A 17,611-nucleotide genomic window follows, 5' to 3' on the forward strand; every position below is an offset into this window, starting at 1 on the left:
TTTTGCTGTTCTCCTATTTTACCGTGATGAGCTCATACTCCTGCGTGCCGATGCCCAGCTTTTCCGCGTGCTCCAGGCAGGATTTCCACTCAACGTTGGGGCTGACATGGTAGAAATGGTCTTTGCCCTCGCAGTGGTGGTCCCGCAGGCCCTCGTCCAGTTTGCTGCCGGGGATGGGGATCTGTGCGTTGCAGGCGTCTGCGCAGGCCTTATCCAGCGCGACAGGATCGAAGGAGGCAAACATGCCGACGTTGGGGATGATGGGCATGTCGTTCTCGGCGTGGCAGTCGCAGTAGGGCGAGACGTCCATGACGATATTGATATGGAAGCAGGGGCGGCCATCCACGACGGCTTTGGTATACTCCGCCATCTTCATGTTCAGCTCCTTGCAGGAACTGTCTGTGCTGTTGGAAATGGCGTTGAAGTTGCAGTGCCCGATGCAGCGCCCGCAGCCGACGCACTTGTTATGGTCGATGCTGGCTTTGCGCTTGTCGTCGAAGGAGATGGCGCTGTGTGCGCACTGCTTGGTGCAGGCGCCGCAGCCCCGGCAAAGCTCCGGATCGATTTCCGGCTTGCCGCTGTTGTGCTGTTCCATCTTGCCGGCTCTGGAGCCGCAGCCCATGCCGATATTCTTGATGGCGCCGCCAAAGCCCGTGCACTCGTGCCCCTTGAAATGCGAAAGCGAAAGGAAAACGTCCGCATCCATAATGGCGCGGCCAATCTTCGCCTCTTTGACCAGCTCGCCGCCCACAACCGGGACGTCCACCTCATCCGTGCCCTTGAGCCCGTCTGCGATGATGACGTTGCAGCCGGTGGAGAAGGGGGAGAAGCCGTTCTCATAGGCAGCGTCAATATGCTCCAGGGCGTGCTTGCGGCGGCCGACATAGAGCGTGTTGCAGTCTGTCAGGAAGGGCAGGCCCTTCTGCTCTTTGACGACGTCGGCCACAGCCTTGGCGAAATTGGGGCGCAGAAATGCCAGGTTGCCCGGCTCGCCAAAGTGAATCTTAATGGCGACGAATTTATCCTCCATATCGATGGTGCCGATGCCGGCTTTTTTGATGAGCTTTTTCAGCTTATCCGGCAGGCTGATGCTGTTATGTGTGTGCATGTCTGTGAAATAGACTTTTGATTTTTCCATTGGTTCCTCCTGATGCTGCAAAAATATTTCAATTATAGTTTAAACCATGAAGTGCACTTTAAGTCAAGCCATCGGGCGGGAAAAAGCGGGCATAGACGCGCGCGGCGCCGTCCTATTTTTAGGAAAATTAGGAGCTAAAATAGTTGAAATTGTAATATAAATTTATAATAAAAATGGCCGCTATGAAAAACACAGCGGCCGGAGAAAATAGGAAAGATGAAAATAGCAATTAAGCGCTACTTTCGGCGTTAGTAATGCCGGATGAGCCGGCGGAAAGCATCCAGCGAGCGCTCCACTTTTTCCGTTGGGATGCAGTAGGAAAGGCGGAAATGGCCTTTGCAGCCAAAGGTGTCGCCCGGGACGAGAAAGAGGTTTTCCTCCTGTGCTTTTGCGCAGAATGCATTAGCATCCGGCTCCAGGCTGCGCGGAAACAGGTAGAACGTGCCCCCCGGCTCGACACACTCATAGCCCATCTGGAGCAGAGCGGGGTAGAGCAGGTTCTTATTGCGCTCGTAGACCGAGAGATCCGCCATTTGCCCGATGGTTTTGGCCGCGGCCAGCTGAATGAGCACGGAAGTGCTGTCGTGGCCGATAAAGCGGGAGATCTGCGAAAACATGGGCAGCAGATGCTCGCGGCCGGCACACTCTTTTGCCACGGCGATATAGCCAAGGCGCTGGCCCGGAATCGAGAGGGATTTGCTGAAGGAATAGCAGACCAGCGTATTCGCGTAATACTTGGGGACGCACGGAACTGCAAAGCCGGAGAAGACGATTTCCCGGTACGGCTCATCCGAAAGCAGGTAAATCGGGTGGCCAAACTGCTTTTGCTTTGCCTCCAAAATCTCGGCCAGGCGGCGCAGAGTCTGCTCGGTATAGACGACGCCCGTGGGGTTATTGGGCGAATCGATGATGACGGCCGCCGTCTTTTCGCAGATCAGCTGCTCAAAAGCCTCAAAATTGATCTGGAATGTATCGATATTGGCCGGGACAACCTTCAAGATGCCGCCAGCGCCATCCACATACGGTGCGTATTCGGGAAAAAACGGGGCAAAGGTGATGACTTCTTCGCCGGGGCTCACCACAGCGCGCAGAGCATGCGCCATTGCTCCGGCCGCGCCGCTGGCAATGAAAATATCCTCCGGGCGGTACTGCATGGCGAAGCGGGCATTGAGGTCGGCCACGATAGCCTCGCGCAGGGCGGGCGTACCGCCGCTGTGGCAGTAGCTGTGAAGCTCTATATGCGGCACACTGCGCACAATCTCCACGACGGCATCTGCAAACTGCTCCGGGGCGGGCACGCTGGGGTTGCCCATGCTGTAATCGAACACATTTTCACTGCCAATTTCCGCCGCGCGCTGCTGGGCGGCCCGATAGGCAAGCCCGATGCTGGAGCTTAACTGCGTCATTTTGAGATATTTTTCGGATAGCATTGCAAACTCCTTTATGAATAAATTTAAAAACTATCTTTCTTTATGCGCTCTATTTTACTCTGAATTATCATAAAAAACAAGCAATTTTGCAATTTAAATTTATTAAAATTGCAAAATTGCTTTTGGTTTGCAAAACAGTAAAAAGACTATAGCGCGGAGAAATGCCGCAGAAAACAGGATGCCCCTGGGTTTATCCTCAAAAGACCAGGAGAAAATATTTTGCAGAAAAAAGAGCTAATCCTGCAAAAGCACATATTCCATCTGGCAATCGTAAGGCTCCTTTTCGGCGTGTTCCCGGCTGACCCACAGGGCATCAACGCACCCGACAGAGCGATAGAAGGCCTGGGATTCCTCGGCTGAATGGGCGGAAATATAGAGCTTTTGCGCGCCATGCTCCCGCGCCCAGGCGGCGCACCGCAAAAAGAGCGCCCGGCCCAGACCCTTGCGCCGGTAGCGGTTATCCGTGTGCAGTTCCAGAAGATCGGCATACTCCTGCCGCGGGCCAATGCGGCCGCCCGAGACAGCCGAAAAAGCCACGATCTCGCCCTGATCGCCCAGCGCGGCGAAAACCGCGCCGCCTTCTGCGAGATACTGGCGCAGATGCTCGGCTATTTTCCGGCGCTCCTGCGCATCCCAATCGTCAATAAAGGGTTCGGGGACGATTGCCCACTGCCCGTCTTTCCTGCGCCAGACGTTCTGCACAACCTGCCGGCGCGCAAAAGTATTCAGGCAGTCCGGCGTGAGATCGGATTCCAAAAGTGGCTGAATTTGATAAGGTTTTGTATTCATAAACAACTCCGTTTTCTTTATTTTGAGGGGAAGCAAAGCTGCAATAGCCTTGCATCCATGAGCGAGAGAAAGGCATGCTCATCGATGATTTGGATGGCGCCTCCCCTTTGCCGCAAGGCCAGAGCCTTGCTTTTCTGGCTGCTTTGCCTGCCAGGGGCGCCCAGCACCAGGTAATCCGTATAGCTGGAAACGCAATTCTGCACCATCCCGCCGCCCCGGATGACAGCCTCCATCGCTTTTGCCCGGGGCATTTGCAGTTTCCCGGAAAAGACAAAGCTCTTTTCATAGAGCGAATCGCAAAAAGCTTCGCCGCTCTCCCAGGCTTCCAGCAGTGAGCCGGGCAGCGCGTAGGAGGGCTGGAGGCGGCAGGGGCGATAACCGCCGGAGGCAGAGCAGGAGCCTGGAAACACGCGGAAATGCCTTTTCACATCCCCAAGCGTTTGAAGGTGATTTTGCTGCATGAGATGGCAGAGAATCCCGGCGCAGGCAATGGCATCAGATTCGGCTTGGTGGTGCGTCAGCGAGATGCCCAGGGCATCTGAGACGACATTCAGCCGATGCGATGGCAGGGCAGGAAAGGCTCGGCGGGAGAGCAGGACGGTGCAGAGCAGGCGCATATCGGGAAGCGGAAGGCCGTAAAAGGCCAGTGTGCTTCTGAGCACGCCGATATCAAAGGGCGCGTTGTGCGCGGCGACGACAGCGTTCTCGAAATGCGCGGATATCTCTGGCCAAAGCTGTGCGAAAGTCGGCGCCTGGCAGACATCCCGCTCGGTCAGGCCATGGATTGCCGTGGTAAACGGATCGAAATAGAAAGGCTCCGGGCGGATGAGATAGCTGGTATGGCCCGCGAGCGCTCCATCCCGCACGAAGGCAAGGCCAATGCTGCAAGCGCTGGTCGGGTGGTTATTGGCCGTCTCAAAATCGATTGCGATAAAATCCATACTTCTCTCCTAAGGGGATTGTACCCTATTTTAGGGCGGAACGCAAAGAAAAGAATCAAAAAAGCGGGCAGGGCTGCCCGCTCGCTTTTATGGTGCAAAAAATTATTTTTCCGGATCCCGCCAGATGGCGCTGATGACGTCCAGCCCCAGGTGAATGCCCAGCACGGGCCCGACCCGGCGGATGGGAACTGCGCACCCGCATTTTTCCTCCAGCATTTTGGCCAGGCGCAGGGCGGAATCCTTCTCGCTGATATATTCCACTAAAACGTCCTGGGCATGGGGCGGGACATTCTTTGCCAGTCCGCGCAGCTGCTCGGCCTTGCCGTGCGCCATGCCGCAGGAGACGACCGCCCCTTCCCGGCAGGAGAGAAGCGGGCGCAGGTTCAAAATCGTGCCCACAGACTGGCGGACGGGCCCCAGCCTGCCGCTGCGCCGCAATGGCGCCATATCCGCGACAGAGAACCAGGTCTCGATTTGGCTGCGCATAGCCAGGATGGCCTGCGCCGTCTGGTCTAAAGAATAGCCCTGATCCAGCATCCGGCGTGCCTGGCGGATGAGGATGAGCAGGCCGCCGGCCGTCGTATGCGAATCCACGACCCGGATGCCGCCCCCGCCCAGCTCCCGCGCGCAGACGGAAGCGTTGGAGAAAGTTCCCGAGAGCCGGGAAGAGATAGTCAGGCAGAGCACCTGAACATCCGCGCTGCGCAGGCTGGCGAACGCCTTCATATAAGAGCCGATGGAGGCCTGGGAAGTATGCAGTTCGTTCCCTCCGGCAGCGATAAAACGCTCGAAATCGCCGTTTTCATTGAGGAAATTTTCTGCGTATACCGTCCCGGCGACGGTATACGTCATAGGAATGCAAACGACGCCGAGGTCTTTGGCCTCTTGCCGGGTGAGCCCGGCGGTGCTGTCGGTTACGATTGCGATCATTGTTTTGGCCTCCCAATTTTGCGGAATTTTTCGTATCTGTGATCCAGCAGCTGCTGCGCATCCAGCGAGCCGTAGTGCGCCAGGCGCTCTTTCAGCGCCTGCTTTAGCTCGGCATAGACCGGGGCGAAATCTTCTCCCGGCTTAGGTTCGGCAAAGACGCGCTCGATGACGCCCATTTCCAGCAGATCCTCTGCGGTAATTTTGAGCGCCTCGCAGGCCTCCTGCACTTTGGAAGCATCCTTCCAGATGATGCTGGCGGCCCCTTCGGGCGAGATGACGGAGTAGACTGCGTTTTCCAGCATCCAGACTTCATCGCAGACGGCCAGCGCCAGCGCGCCTCCGCTGCCTCCCTCGCCGATTAAAATGCTGATACAGGGCGTTTTCAGGGCAGAAAGCTCTAAGAGGTTCTGGGCGATTGCACTGCCCTGGCCGCGCTCTTCTGCACTAATGCCGCAGTATGCGCCGGAGGTATCCACCAGGCAGATGACCGGGCGGCCAAACTTCTCCGCCTGCCGCATGAGCCGAAGCGCCTTGCGGTAGCCTTCCGGGTGTACGGAGCCGAAATTGCGATCCACCTTCTCCTTGGTATCCGCGCCCTTTTCTATCGCGATGACGGTAACGGGCTGGCCATCCAGCCGGGCAATGCCGGCCAAAATGGCATGGTCGTCGCTGTAAAGGCGATCGCCGTGCAGCTCGAAGAAATCCGTAAACAGGGCAGAGATGTAGCTGGCGGCGGTGGGGCGGCCCTTAGCGCGGGCCGCGCACAAGCGTTCGTAAGCCCTCATGCCGCACCTCCTTCATGCAGGCCGAGCAACAGACTGATGGCCTGTTTTTGCTCCCGGCGATCCACGATGCTGTCCACAAAGCCCTTTTGCATGAGAAACTCCGAACGCTGAAAGCCTTCGGGAAGCTTTTGGCGAATGGTCTGCTCGATGACTCTGGGCCCGGCAAACCCGATGAGCGCGCCTGGCTCGGCCAGAATGATATCGCCCTCCATGGCAAAGCTGGCCGTGACGCCGCCGGTAGTCGGGTCGGTCAGCACGGTGAGATAGAGCAGGCCGGCCTGGCTGTGGCGCTGAACTGCGGCGCTGGTTTTGGCCATCTGCATCAGGGATAAAATACCCTCCTGAATGCGCGCACCGCCCGAGACCGTGTAGCCCAGAACCGGAAGCTTTTTGGCCAGAGCAGCCTCGAAAAGCAGCGTGATTTTTTCGCCCACAGCCGTGCCCATGCTGCCCATGAAGAACAGCGAATCCATGACGAACAGCGCGCAGTCGTGTCCGCCGACCTGGCAGAACCCGGTAACGACGCCCTCGTTCTCGCCGCTGTTTTTCATCGCGCCCTCCAGCTTTTTGGCATAGCCGGGGAATGTGCTGCCGGCAGTGGAAGTGAGATCCTGGTTGATTTCGGTAAAACTATCCGCGTCTGCAATGAGCGCGATGCGCTCCCGGGCAGAGAGGCGGAAGTGATGCCCGCAATCCGGGCAGATAAAGCAGTTTGCCTGCAAATCCGAGAGAAAGCAGAGCTTTTTGCAGGAAGGGCAGGAGCGGCAAAGCTCGTCGGGCACTTGCGGCGCCTCCTGCCGGCCCTTCTCCTGCCCCTCGAGATCTACATTGGGGTTGAGAAACATGCTTTTTTTGAGCATAGAACTCCTCCTGGTTTGAGGTTGTTTGGCGGCGGGTTATTTCTGCTCCCGCCTTGCGAGAAAATCTGTCGTATAAGAGCCGTCCAAAAACTCCGGCTCGGAGATGAGGTCTACCTGAAGCTCCCGGTTGTTTTCGATCCCCTCCACGATGGTCTCGCAGAGCGCCGCCTTCATTTTGCGGATGGCCTCCTGGCGCGTGCCTGCATGGACGATGAGCTTGCCGACCATGGAATCATAGAAGGGGGGGATGGCATAGCCCTGGTAGAGCGCGGTATCAAAGCGCACGTTTGGGCCGCCCGGGATATGCAATAGGTTGATGGTCCCGCAGCTGGGGCGGAAATTATGCAGCGGATCTTCGGCATTGATGCGGCATTCGATGGCATGGCCGGATAGATGCACATCCTGCTGGCAAAAATCCAGCTCCATGCCCGCGGCGACGCGGATCTGCCATTTGACGAGGTCTAGCCCCGTCACCATCTCGGTTACCGGGTGCTCGACCTGCAGGCGGGTATTCATCTCCATGAAATAGAAATGCCCATCCGGCCCAAGCAGGAATTCGATGGTCCCAAGGCCGCGGTAGCCGACTGCTTTGGCGGCTTTGATGGAAGCCTCGATCATCTGAGCGCGAGTTTCCTCCGAAATAGCGGGGGAGGGGCTCTCCTCGATGAGCTTTTGGTTTTTGCGCTGCATGGAGCATTCCCGCTCTCCCAGGCAGACGACTCCGCCGTAGTTATCGCAGAGCAGCTGCATCTCGATATGCTTGGAGGGCGCAAGGAATTTTTCCATGTAGACGGCGCCGTCGCCAAAAGCGCTCTCCGCTTCGGCGGTTGCCGCCAGAAAAGCGCGCTCCAAATCCTCTTTTTTCTCCACTTTGCGGATGCCGCGCCCGCCGCCGCCCGAGCGTGCTTTGACCAGCAGGGGATAACCAATGGCGTCGCCCTCCGCAAGCGCCTCCGCTACGGAGGGGATGATGCCGCCGCCCGGGATGACGGGAACACCCGCCGCCCGCATGGTGCGCTTGGCCTCATCCTTATCGCCCATGCGGGTGATGACCTCGCTGGGCGGGCCGATAAAGCTGATATGGCACTCTTCGCAGAGCTGGGCGAAATGCGCGTTTTCCGAGAGCAGGCCGTATCCGGGATGGATGGCTTGTGCGCCGCAGGCGACAGCCGTGGAAAGCAGCGCCGTCATATTCAGATAGCTCTGGGCGACGGGCGCCGGCCCGATGCAGATGCTCTCATCCGCCAGGCTGACGTGCAGTGCGTCCCGGTCTGCCTCGGAAAAGACGGCCACCGTCGTGATGCCCATTTCCTTGCAGGCGCGGATGATGCGCACGGCGATCTCCCCGCGGTTTGCAATGAGTATTTTTGAAAACATCGGCCTACCGCCCTTCGATTAGGGCGAAGGAAAGCTCGCCCGAGGAGCAGAGTTTTCCGCCGACGGATGCTTCGCACCTAGTAAAGAAAAACGGCCCTTTCTGCTTTGCGATATAGGCAGAGATCTCCAGCGTATCCCCGGGGAAAACCTTGTTTTTGAAGCGGGCTCTGTCGATGCCGGTATAGTAGGGCGTCTTGCCCACGAGCTCATCCTTTAAAAGAATACAGCAGGTTTGCGCCATAATTTCGCAGAGAACCACGCCGGGAACCACGGGATTGCCGGGAAAATGCCCCTGCAAGAACCATTCGTCTCCCCGAACGCGATAAATCCCGTGGGCAATTTTATTTTCATCCACTTCCACTTGGTCTACCAGCAGCATGGGCTCCCGATGCGGGAGGAAGGTTTTGATTTCTTCTCTGTTCATCCTGCCCTCCTAGAAGATTTTAAAGAGCGGCTGGCCAAATTCCACGACATCGCCGCTTTTTACGCAGATATCCACCACTTCGCCGTCCTGCTCGGCCGTGATCTCGTTCATCAGCTTCATGGCCTCGATGATGCAGAGCACATCGCCCTTTTTGACCTTGCTGCCCACTTTGACAAAGGGCTCCTGATCCGGGGCGGGGGTGGCATAGAACACGCCCACCATCGGGGAAGTTACCAAGCTGATGGCGTTAAAATCCAGGCCGGGATCATCCAGCGGCTCGCTGGACGCCGGCGCCTGCTCCGGCATGGAAGCCATGGGAAGCGGCGCAGGAACAGAGCTCTGAACGATCTGCGCAGGCGCGCTTTTTTCCAGGCGGATGCGCGTTTCGCCCTCTTCCAGCTCCAGGGCCGTCAGGTTGGCATCCTGCAAAATCCCCGCCAGTTCGCGGATGGTCTTGATGTTCATTTGCTCACCTCCGGGCAGGGGCGGAATGCCAAGCAGGCGTTATGCCCGCCAAAGCCAAGGGAAGTGGAAAGCGCCAGGCTTGCCTGGGCTTTGCGCGCCTCGTTGGGGACATAGTCGAGATCGCAGGCGGGATCCGGCTGTTCATAGTGGATGGTGGGCGGCAAAATGCCCTCTTTGAGCGCCAAAGCGCAGACGATGGCTTCCGCCGCGCCCGCGGCGCCCAGCATATGGCCGGTCATGGATTTGGTGGAGCTAATGGCGGCCTTCTTCGCCGCCTGCTCGCCCAGAGCCAGCTTGATGGCGGTGGTTTCGGAAGAATCGTTCAGGGGCGTACCCGTGCCGTGGGCGTTGATATAGATGCTGTCTGCGCCGCTCATGCCCGCTTCCTGCGCGGCCAGCTGAATTGCCCGGCTGGCGCACTGGCCGTCCGGCCGGGGCGCGGTGATGTGGTGCGCATCGCAGGTGTTGCCATAGCCGCAGATCTCCGCGTAAATCTTGGCGCCGCGGGCTTTGGCGTGTTCATATTCTTCCAGCACCAGAATGCCCGCGCCTTCTCCGATGACGAAGCCCTTGCGGCGGGCGTCGAAGGGGAGGGAAGCGGCGTCGGCGTCCTCGCTGAGCGAAAGCGCCTGGCAGTTGGTGAAGCCGGCAATGGCCAAAGGCTCAACCGCCGCCTCACTGCCGCCGGCAAAAATAGCATCCGCATAGCCATGCGCAATGGCGTGGAACGCCTCGCCGATGGTGTGCGTCGAGGTGGCGCAGGCGGTAACTACGGGCAGGCAGGGCCCCTGGGCATCCATTGCCATGGCAATGTTGCCTGCCGCAATGTTGGCGATCATCATGGGGATGAACAGCGGGGAAACCCGCCCCGGGCCGCGGTTTAAAAGCTTCTCGGTTTCAGCGGCGAACGTATGGATGCCGCCGATGCCCGAGCCGACGTATACGCCCAGCCGATCCGGCGAAACCGCGCCGACGATGCCGCTGTCCTCTGCGGCCTGCTTCGCCGCGGCCATGGCATACTGCGTATAGAGATCCATGCGGCGGGTGTTTTCCAGGCCGTAATCGGCCGGGTTAAAATCCTTCACTTCTGCCGCCAGATGCACTTTATAGCCCTCGGTATCGAAATGCGTAATCGGGCCGATTCCGCAGACGCCCTGGCAGAGATTTTCAAAATAATCGGGGATATTGTTGCCAACGGGAGAGATGATCCCAAGACCAGTAATGACAACGCGTCTCATAACAAATCCTCCTAAAGCAAGATAAAAAATAAAATAAGAAAAATAATTGCGTGGGGCAGGAGCTCACATGCTCATGCCGCCGTCTACCGGGATGACTGCCCCGGTCAGATAGCCCGCCTGCTCGCAGGCCAGGAAGGCAGCCAGATTTGCGACGTCCTCGGCCTGGCCGCAGCGCTTCATGGGAATGGCCGAAAGAACGGCCTCCTGTGCGGCGGCGGGCATGGCGGCCGTCATATCCGTCTCGATAAAGCCGGGGGCGATGGCGTTGCAGGTCACGCCGCGGCTGGCCAGCTCTTTGGCGACGCTCTTGGTCAGGCCGATGATGCCGGCTTTTGCGGCCGCGTAGTTTGCCTGCCCGGCGTTGCCCATCAGGCCGACGACGGAGGTCAGGTTGATGATGCGGCCGGCCCGGCTGCGCATCATGCCGCCGCAGGCCTGCCGGATGAGATTGAATGCGCCTTTGAGGTTGACGGCGATGACGCGGTCAAACTCCTCTTCCTTCATGCGCATGCAGAGGGTGTCTTTGGTGATGCCGGCGTTGTTGACCAGCGCCCAGATGGGCCCCAGATCCGCAATGACCGAGGAGACCAGCTCCCCTGCGGCGGAAAAATCCGAGACATCGCACTGATAGGTTTTCGCCCGGACGCCCAGCGCCTCAACTTCCTTTTGGCACTGCTCTGCGGCGGCGGTATTGCCCGCATAGACGATGGCAATATCCATGCCGGCCTCCGCCAGTTTCAGGGCGATGGCCTTGCCAATCCCTCGGGATGCCCCGGTAACCAGGGCGACTTTATTTGCCATTTTCTTCTCCTTTCAGCATGGAAACCGCTTTTTGCAGCGTTTCGGGAGATTCGATGTTGCAGGCAGCCGCGTCTGCGTCGATTTTGCGCATCAGGCCAGTCAGCGTCTTGCCTGCGCCCACCTCCGCGAAAGCCCCGCAGCCCTCTTTTCTCAGCGCCTCCATGCTCTTCTGCCAGAGCACCGGGCTTTTGACCTGCTGGGCCAAAAGATCGGCCGCGCTCTCTGCCGTATAGGGCTCGGCCGTGGCGTTGGCGTAGAGGGGAATGCGCGGGGCGGAGAAGGATAGGCCAGCCATATATTCCGCGAGGCCTTCCGAAGCCTCCTGCATATAGGGAGAGTGGAAGGAACCGCTGACTTTCAGGCGCATGGCCCGGCCGCCGGCCGCGGAAACCTCCTGCTCCAGCGCCGCCAGCTGCTCTTCCTTGCCCGAGACGACCGTCTGTCCGGGGCAGTTGTAGTTGACGGGAAACACATCGCTGCATTTGCCGCAAAGCTTCTGCACCTGCTCGGCCGAGAGCCTAAGGATGGCAGACATCGCCCCCGGATGCTTTGCTCCGGCGGCGGCCATCAGCTCTGCTCTGCGGCAGACCAGCCCAAACGCATCTTCCAGGGAGAGCAGGCCGCAGAACGCGACTGCGGCAATCTCGCCCAGAGAGAAGCCTGCGGCATAATCCGCGCGGATGCCCGCTTCTTCCAAAGCGGCCGCACAGGCATAGTCCATGGCGAAAAGGCAGGGCTGGGTGTTGATGGTGGAAGAGAGCTCTTCCGCGCTTCCCTCAAAGCACTGCGCCAGTGTCCCCGCCCGCAGTGCCTCGCAGGCATCGAATACCCGGCGTGCGGCGGGGGAGGCGGCATAGAGCGCCTTGCCCATGCCCGGGTACTGCGCGCCCTGGCCGGCAAACAGAAAGGCTATTTGAGCCATTGCTGCGCTCCTTTCAGGCATTGCTCTGCCTCGGAAAACATGCGGGAGATGATCTCGGCGGCAGGCAGCTCATCCTTGACCAGTGCGGCGCACTGGCCTGCCATAAAGCAGCCGTTCACCTCGTCGCCCTCCCGGGCAGCCTTGCGCAGCGCGCCAGCGCCGAACTTTTCGATCTCCTCGTTGGAGACGTCGGAATATTCCAGCTCGAAGAATTTGCGCGAGAACTGGTTTTTGAGCGAACGCACCGGGTGCCCCAGGCGCTTGCCCGTGGTGATGGTGTCGATATCCTTGGCTTTGAGCACGCGCTTCTTATAGTTCTCGTGAATCGTGCATTCATTGGCGGTCAGAAACCGCGTTCCGCACTGCACGCCAACAGCCCCCAGCATGAATGCCGCCGCGACGCCCCGGCCGTCTGCAATGCCGCCCGCCGCCAAAACCGGGATGCTCACCGCATCGCAAATTTGGGGGACCAGCGCCATGGTGTTGATCTCGCCGATATGCCCGCCGGATTCACCGCCCTCAGCGATGACGGCGCAGGCGCCCTGCCGCTCGACCATCCGGGCAATCGCCGTAGAGGGGACGACCGGGACGATTTTGATGCCTGCGGCAAGCCAGTCTTTCATGTATTTGCCGGGCATTCCTGCGCCTGTCGTAACGACGGGAACCTTCTCTTCCGCCACAACCTTTGCGACTTCATCGGCAAAGGGGCTCATGAGCATGATGTTGACGCCAAAGGGCTTCTCCGTCTGCTCCCGGCATTTGCGGATTTCGCCGCGCAGGTATTCACCATCTGCGTTCATGGCCGAGATGATGCCCAGCCCGCCGCCGTTCGAGACGGCCGAAGCCAGGCTGGCATCCGAAACCCATGCCATGCCGCCCTGAAAAATGGGATATTCGATTCCAAAAAGATCACAGATGGGAGTTCTCACCATGGCTATTTTGCCTCGTCAATCAGCGCGACGACATCCGCGACGGTTTTGAGGGCCTCGCTCATCTCGATGCTGATGCCAAACTCATCTTCCAGGTTCATGATGATCTCAACGGTATCCAGAGAATCCAGGCCGAGGTCTGCAAACGTGCTCTCCATCTTGATCTCGCTGGCATCCATATCCTTGTAATCCGCCAGAATCTGTGCAACTTTCTCAAATGTCATGTTCATTTCCTCCAAAATAAATAATAAATTCATCTATTTGCAGCGGCCTTTGCCGTTACAATCATACTATAGCTCCCATTTCAGGATGCAGGCACCGCTGGTCAGCCCGGCTCCAAAAGCGCTCATGGCCAGGTATTCGCCTTTTTGCAGTGCGCCGCCGCGGTTCAGCTCATCCAGCAGAATGGCGATGCCGGCGGAAGATGTGTTGCCGTGCAGCTCGACATTGTGCGGGAATTTCTCTTTTGGCTGTTTGAGCCGGGTGCGCACTGCTTCCAGAATGCGCAGGTTGGCCTGATGCAGCAGAAAATGGCCCACCTGCGAGAGATCCATGCCGCGATCTGCGCAAAGCGCGCGCAGATCCTCTGTCGATCTGGAAACGGCGAATTTATAGACCTCCTGGCCGTTCATAAAGAGCGGGGAAGAGGGAGCCGGCGCAATATAAGGGCAGTTTCCCGAAGCGTGATATGCGTGCAAAACGCTGGCATCGCAGGAGGTGTGCATCAAAAAGCTGGCGTCCTCGCCCCCGGCAGAGACGACTGCCGCCGCCGCGCCATCGCCAAAGAGCACGCAGGTCGCGCGATCCGTCCAGTCGACCATGCGGCTGGGGCACTCTGCGGCCACGATGAGAATGTTTTTGCATTTCCCGCTTTTCAGATAAGCCTCGGCCATCTCCAGGGCATAGAGAAAACCCGCGCAGGCGCCGTTTAAATCGATGCACGGGCAGGCCGCGCCGATTTTTCCCTGGATGACGCAGGAGAGCGCCGGAGTCAGATAGGGGCTTAGAACGTTGGAGCAGAAGATATAGTCTATTTGCCCAGCGCCGAGCCCAGCCTGGGCCAGCGCCTTTTCCGCCGCCTCTGCCGCCAAATCTTCCAGGGCCTCATCCGTCAGGATGCGCCGCTCCACAATGCCCGTGCGCGTGCGGATCCATTCATCGGAAGTATCCAGGAAAGCGGAAAGATCGTCGTTTGTGATGCGCAGCTTAGGGGCCGCGCTGCCAGTTCCGATAATTTTCAAGATAATGCCTTCTTTCCGGCGGGGTAGATGCCTTGATTGAGCGCCATGGCCTCTGCCGCCTGCTTATGCACAAATTCATTGAGATTTTTCAGCGCACTCAATAAGATAGGAGCCTGCTCATCGCTTGCCTCGCGCAGCAGCGAGCGCACCATCTGCTCGTGAAAATAGCGGTGCGCCGCATCCGCGCGGCGGCCTGAACGGGTCAGCGTAACGCGGACGACCCTGGCATCCTTTTTGGAGCGCACTTTTTGCACAAATCCCTTTTTTTCCAGCTTTTGAATTGCGACTGTCGCAGAGGGAAGCGTGATCTCCTGATCCTGCGCAATCTGGCTCATGGAACAGCCGGCATTATCTTTTCGGCAGTGCTGGCCGATGGTCTCTAAAATATGAAGCTCGCCAATGTTCAAATCCAGCCGGGTGGTGCGCAGCGTCTGTTCCTCTACCGAGAGAATGCTGCGAAAAATATCCACCAGCAGATGGTTGATCTCCGAAAACATACCTTTTTGCACGATTTCCCTCCTTTTTAATTAGTTAGATTATCTAATCAATAGGAGTATTATAGATCCAAAAAAAGGCTGTGTCAATGCCGGAAAAGGGAGAGCGCGGCATCCGGGGAAAACAGCAAAAATCCGGCATGAAACATGCAAAAGCGCCCAGCTAAAGCGGGCAGCGCATGGGCGTAAAGCGGATGCCGTCTGCCGTTTGCTCAGGGCCGAGATCCGAGAAGCCCAGGCGGTGGTAGGCGGGTACGGCATAGGGCGAGGAGTTTACGGTGAGCTGCTCTTGTCCGTTTTCCCGGGCGAAAGCCGCCGCCGTTTGAACCAGCGAGCGGGCGATCCCCTGCCTATGAAAACAGGGATCCACGAACAAGAGGCAGATATGGCGCCCATCCCGCATGGCAAGCACGCCAACTAGGCGATCTTCCCTGAGAGCCGCCCAGATTTTGAGCGCCCCGGAGCTGAACTGCCCGGGAACAGAATCCAGAAAGGCATAGAAAGAAGCGATGCCCTCCCGGCTGTAATCCGGCGCCTCAAAGCGATCGAATACACCGCGCACAAGAGAGAGGCACTGCTCCATTTGGGCCGATAAGAGCGGGCGGATCTGCATAAGCTGTGTCTCCTTTTAATTTTTACTCTCTATTATATAATAAGATACTTTAAATTCAGGCCGGCAATAAAAAAAGAGCGCCCGAAGGCAGCTCTTTTTTCTTATCGGACTTCATCCAGCGTTTTTGCCACGCGGTGCTCGATGGGCTTCCATTCCACCTTCTGGAACAGCGCGGCCAGAGAGATGGGAATATAGGTGAACAGGAAGAGAGGGAAGGTAAACGTATACAGAACTTTCTTATACGCAGGACACTTGATGGCCTTCCACTCGGTGATGGTCGTGAGCACGCCGACGACAAACAGCGTCATGTAGTAGTTGAGCAAAGACATGAGCAGGGATTGGCTGGTCAGCTGGATCAAAATCGGGTTAATGCGGGAGCCGAACGCCGCGGCGCACAGGAAAACCGCATTGACGACCATGGAAAGCAGCGAGACGAACGTCGCCGGCATGACGGTCATGGTCATATCATAGCAGGCGAAGTTGTTGGCATCTTTGCGGAAGATGCCGCAGATGAGGCGCTTGCCGTATTTGCAGATGATCTGGTAGAACCCTTTGCACCACCGCATCCGCTGATGCCAGGACTGCGCAAAATCCTCGGGCTGTTCGTCGTAGAGCACAGCCGTTTCGCAGTAGCCGATGGTCTCGCCCTTTAAAACATTGTCCACGGTGAACTCGATATCCTCGGTCAGCAGGTGGTGAATCCAGCCGCCCTGCTCGCGGATGATCGCGCTGGAGAGAAGGAAGCCCGTGCCCGAGATGGCGCAGCTGGTGCCCAGCCGCATTCTGGGGTTGTTGAGGTATTTGGCTTCCCGAAGGAACCACAGGCCATAGCCGGCAGAGAGCCAGTTGGTCCCAAAGTTTTTGGAGTTGCGGTAGCTGGTGATGACGCGGTAGCCCTGGCTGAAGACCTTGTTCATCTCCTCGATGTAGTGCTCATCCAGCAGGTTATCCGCGTCGAACACGAAGTAGCCGTCGAAATAGGAATCGCCGTATTCGGCTGCGATTTTATGGAATGCGTAATCCAGGGCATAGCCCTTGCCCACGCGTATTTTATTGAACCGGCGGTAGACGATGGCGCCATGCTCGCTGGCGACCTGCGCCGTGTTGTCTGTGCAGTTATCTGCGACGACAAAAACCTCCACAAGCTCTTTGGGGTATTTCTGCCCCTTGATTGTATCGATCAGCTGGCCGATGACAGAGCTTTCATTGCGCGCCGAAATGAGAACGCCGTAGCGGTGCTGCTTTGCCTCTGTCTGAGGGGCGTTTCCAGACTTCAATCTCTTTTTATCCCGATGCTTGCCAACCAAGGCAACGACGATATAAAACATCTGATATGCGTACATCGCCGTGATGAGAATAAAAATAATCATATTGAAGGTTTTGATAAATTCCATTTTGTTTCCTCCATAATTTTCCCATTCGAAGAATAGCATCCCGGGGGATACGATTCAAGCGGCTTAAAGAAATTTTAAAAAACACTTGCGAACTATTTACAAAATATATATAATTTTGTGGCAAAAAAGATGAATTTGTAACAGAAGATGTCGAAACAAAGCCTATAGGCGCGCCGTTCAAAAATAATATTTTTTGAAAAAGCGAGCCTGCCATGTTTGCGCGAGCCGGCTTTTTTGCATGATACTTATATGTATATTTACTTTTCCGCAAGCCATGATACTGCCGGCGTAGATTTTAAAATGGGAGGGCTTATCATGACGACAAAAAGGGCTGCTTCATGTTGAAGACGCCTTCGGCCACGCTAAGTGCGCAAGGAAGCGGCGGAGCGGCGCGACTGCTTTTTAAAGATGTATCAGAAGGCAGATATAAAAGTAGCGCCCCGAAGACCAGCTTTTCGGAGCGCTGTTTGATGCGGCCGCCTAAAAAGAGACGATCAGCAGCATTTTGAACTGTTCTTCGCCGTATACAGCGTGGGGAATATCCTTGGGCATGACGATCGTCTGCCCCTGCTCCAGATAGTAGACCTGGCCGCCGATGGTGAAGCGCCCTTTGCCATCCAGCACGGTTACCATTGCATCGCCCCCGGAGGCATGGGTGGAGATTTCCTCTCCCTGATCAAAGGAAAAGATTGTAACGCTGACGAGCTCGTTTTGCACCAGCGTTTTGCTCATGACCTGCCCCTGCTGATACGCGATTTGATCTTTGAGCGACAGCACTTGCTCTTTTTTGATGTTTTTATACATTCCGCCCCTCCTATATAAGATGATATTTTTATTATG

General features: G+C 57.3%; 20 protein-coding genes. All 20 read right to left on the reverse strand.

From position 1 onward, the window contains the following. Positions 1–13: 13 nt before the first annotated feature. The 20 genes from AALG83_00145 to AALG83_00240 all read right to left on the reverse strand — a co-directional run bounded on the left by AALG83_00145 (position 14) and on the right by AALG83_00240 (position 17,575). Positions 14–1,138, reverse strand: coding sequence for a DUF362 domain-containing protein (locus tag AALG83_00145; GenBank protein ID MEY8381578.1), 1,125 nt, complete (start codon positions 1,136–1,138; stop codon positions 14–16). A gap of 248 nt (positions 1,139–1,386) precedes the next feature. Further along, positions 1,387–2,568: a pyridoxal phosphate-dependent aminotransferase gene (locus tag AALG83_00150; GenBank protein ID MEY8381579.1), complete on the reverse strand. Its 1,182-nt coding sequence runs from the start codon at positions 2,566–2,568 to the stop codon at positions 1,387–1,389. Positions 2,569–2,802: 234 nt separating this feature from the next. Then, positions 2,803–3,357 (reverse strand): GNAT family N-acetyltransferase, encoded by a 555-nt coding sequence (locus tag AALG83_00155; protein ID MEY8381580.1) that lies wholly within the window; start codon positions 3,355–3,357, stop codon positions 2,803–2,805. A 17-nt stretch (positions 3,358–3,374) separates the two neighbouring features. Then, complete coding sequence (locus tag AALG83_00160) at positions 3,375–4,298, reverse strand: exonuclease domain-containing protein (GenBank protein ID MEY8381581.1); 924 nt, start codon at positions 4,296–4,298, stop codon at positions 3,375–3,377. A 102-nt stretch (positions 4,299–4,400) separates the two neighbouring features. Continuing rightward, positions 4,401–5,228, reverse strand: a complete 828-nt coding sequence (locus AALG83_00165) for a DegV family protein (GenBank protein ID MEY8381582.1) — start codon at positions 5,226–5,228, stop codon at positions 4,401–4,403. After that, entirely contained in the window at positions 5,225–6,013 is a 789-nt protein-coding gene (locus AALG83_00170; GenBank protein MEY8381583.1) for an acetyl-CoA carboxylase carboxyltransferase subunit alpha, read from the reverse strand. Before AALG83_00170 ends, AALG83_00165 begins: the two co-directional genes overlap by 4 nt. After that, positions 6,010–6,858: an acetyl-CoA carboxylase, carboxyltransferase subunit beta gene (gene accD / locus AALG83_00175; GenBank protein MEY8381584.1), complete on the reverse strand. Its 849-nt coding sequence runs from the start codon at positions 6,856–6,858 to the stop codon at positions 6,010–6,012. The genes AALG83_00170 and accD overlap by 4 nt, the downstream gene beginning before the upstream one ends. 51 nt (positions 6,859–6,909) lie before the next feature. After that, entirely contained in the window at positions 6,910–8,250 is a 1,341-nt protein-coding gene (gene accC, locus AALG83_00180; GenBank protein MEY8381585.1) for an acetyl-CoA carboxylase biotin carboxylase subunit, read from the reverse strand. Positions 8,251–8,254: 4 nt separating this feature from the next. Beyond that, positions 8,255–8,674: a 3-hydroxyacyl-ACP dehydratase FabZ gene (fabZ, locus tag AALG83_00185; GenBank protein MEY8381586.1), complete on the reverse strand. Its 420-nt coding sequence runs from the start codon at positions 8,672–8,674 to the stop codon at positions 8,255–8,257. 9 nt (positions 8,675–8,683) lie between these two features. Continuing rightward, positions 8,684–9,139: an acetyl-CoA carboxylase biotin carboxyl carrier protein gene (gene accB / locus AALG83_00190; GenBank protein MEY8381587.1), complete on the reverse strand. Its 456-nt coding sequence runs from the start codon at positions 9,137–9,139 to the stop codon at positions 8,684–8,686. Then, positions 9,136–10,377 carry a beta-ketoacyl-ACP synthase II gene (fabF, locus tag AALG83_00195; protein MEY8381588.1) on the reverse strand — a complete coding sequence of 414 codons (1,242 nt, stop codon included), beginning with the start codon at positions 10,375–10,377 and terminating at the stop codon, positions 9,136–9,138. Before fabF ends, accB begins: the two co-directional genes overlap by 4 nt. 63 nt (positions 10,378–10,440) lie before the next feature. Next, positions 10,441–11,178 (reverse strand): 3-oxoacyl-[acyl-carrier-protein] reductase, encoded by a 738-nt coding sequence (gene fabG / locus AALG83_00200; GenBank protein ID MEY8381589.1) that lies wholly within the window; start codon positions 11,176–11,178, stop codon positions 10,441–10,443. Further along, the gene (locus tag AALG83_00205; GenBank protein MEY8381590.1) at positions 11,168–12,100 is read right to left on the reverse strand and encodes an ACP S-malonyltransferase; all 933 of its coding nucleotides are present in this window, start codon (positions 12,098–12,100) and stop codon (positions 11,168–11,170) included. The genes fabG and AALG83_00205 overlap by 11 nt, the downstream gene beginning before the upstream one ends. Then, positions 12,088–13,032, reverse strand: a complete 945-nt coding sequence (gene fabK, locus AALG83_00210; GenBank protein MEY8381591.1) for an enoyl-[acyl-carrier-protein] reductase FabK — start codon at positions 13,030–13,032, stop codon at positions 12,088–12,090. Before fabK ends, AALG83_00205 begins: the two co-directional genes overlap by 13 nt. A gap of 2 nt (positions 13,033–13,034) precedes the next feature. Beyond that, positions 13,035–13,253 (reverse strand): acyl carrier protein, encoded by a 219-nt coding sequence (locus AALG83_00215; GenBank protein ID MEY8381592.1) that lies wholly within the window; start codon positions 13,251–13,253, stop codon positions 13,035–13,037. 66 nt (positions 13,254–13,319) lie between these two features. Continuing rightward, positions 13,320–14,270, reverse strand: a complete 951-nt coding sequence (locus AALG83_00220; protein MEY8381593.1) for a beta-ketoacyl-ACP synthase 3 — start codon at positions 14,268–14,270, stop codon at positions 13,320–13,322. After that, positions 14,267–14,779 carry a MarR family transcriptional regulator gene (locus AALG83_00225; GenBank protein MEY8381594.1) on the reverse strand — a complete coding sequence of 171 codons (513 nt, stop codon included), beginning with the start codon at positions 14,777–14,779 and terminating at the stop codon, positions 14,267–14,269. The genes AALG83_00220 and AALG83_00225 overlap by 4 nt, the downstream gene beginning before the upstream one ends. Positions 14,780–14,927: 148 nt before the next feature. Next, the gene (locus tag AALG83_00230; GenBank protein MEY8381595.1) at positions 14,928–15,377 is read right to left on the reverse strand and encodes a GNAT family N-acetyltransferase; all 450 of its coding nucleotides are present in this window, start codon (positions 15,375–15,377) and stop codon (positions 14,928–14,930) included. A gap of 101 nt (positions 15,378–15,478) precedes the next feature. Beyond that, positions 15,479–16,771 carry a glycosyltransferase family 2 protein gene (locus AALG83_00235; protein MEY8381596.1) on the reverse strand — a complete coding sequence of 431 codons (1,293 nt, stop codon included), beginning with the start codon at positions 16,769–16,771 and terminating at the stop codon, positions 15,479–15,481. Positions 16,772–17,251: 480 nt separating this feature from the next. Then, positions 17,252–17,575, reverse strand: a complete 324-nt coding sequence (locus AALG83_00240; GenBank protein MEY8381597.1) for a cupin domain-containing protein — start codon at positions 17,573–17,575, stop codon at positions 17,252–17,254. Positions 17,576–17,611: the final 36 nt, after the last annotated feature.

The organism is Christensenellaceae bacterium 44-20 (genome assembly GCA_041223705.1).
GTDB lineage: Bacteria > Bacillota > Clostridia > Christensenellales > Christensenellaceae > QANA01.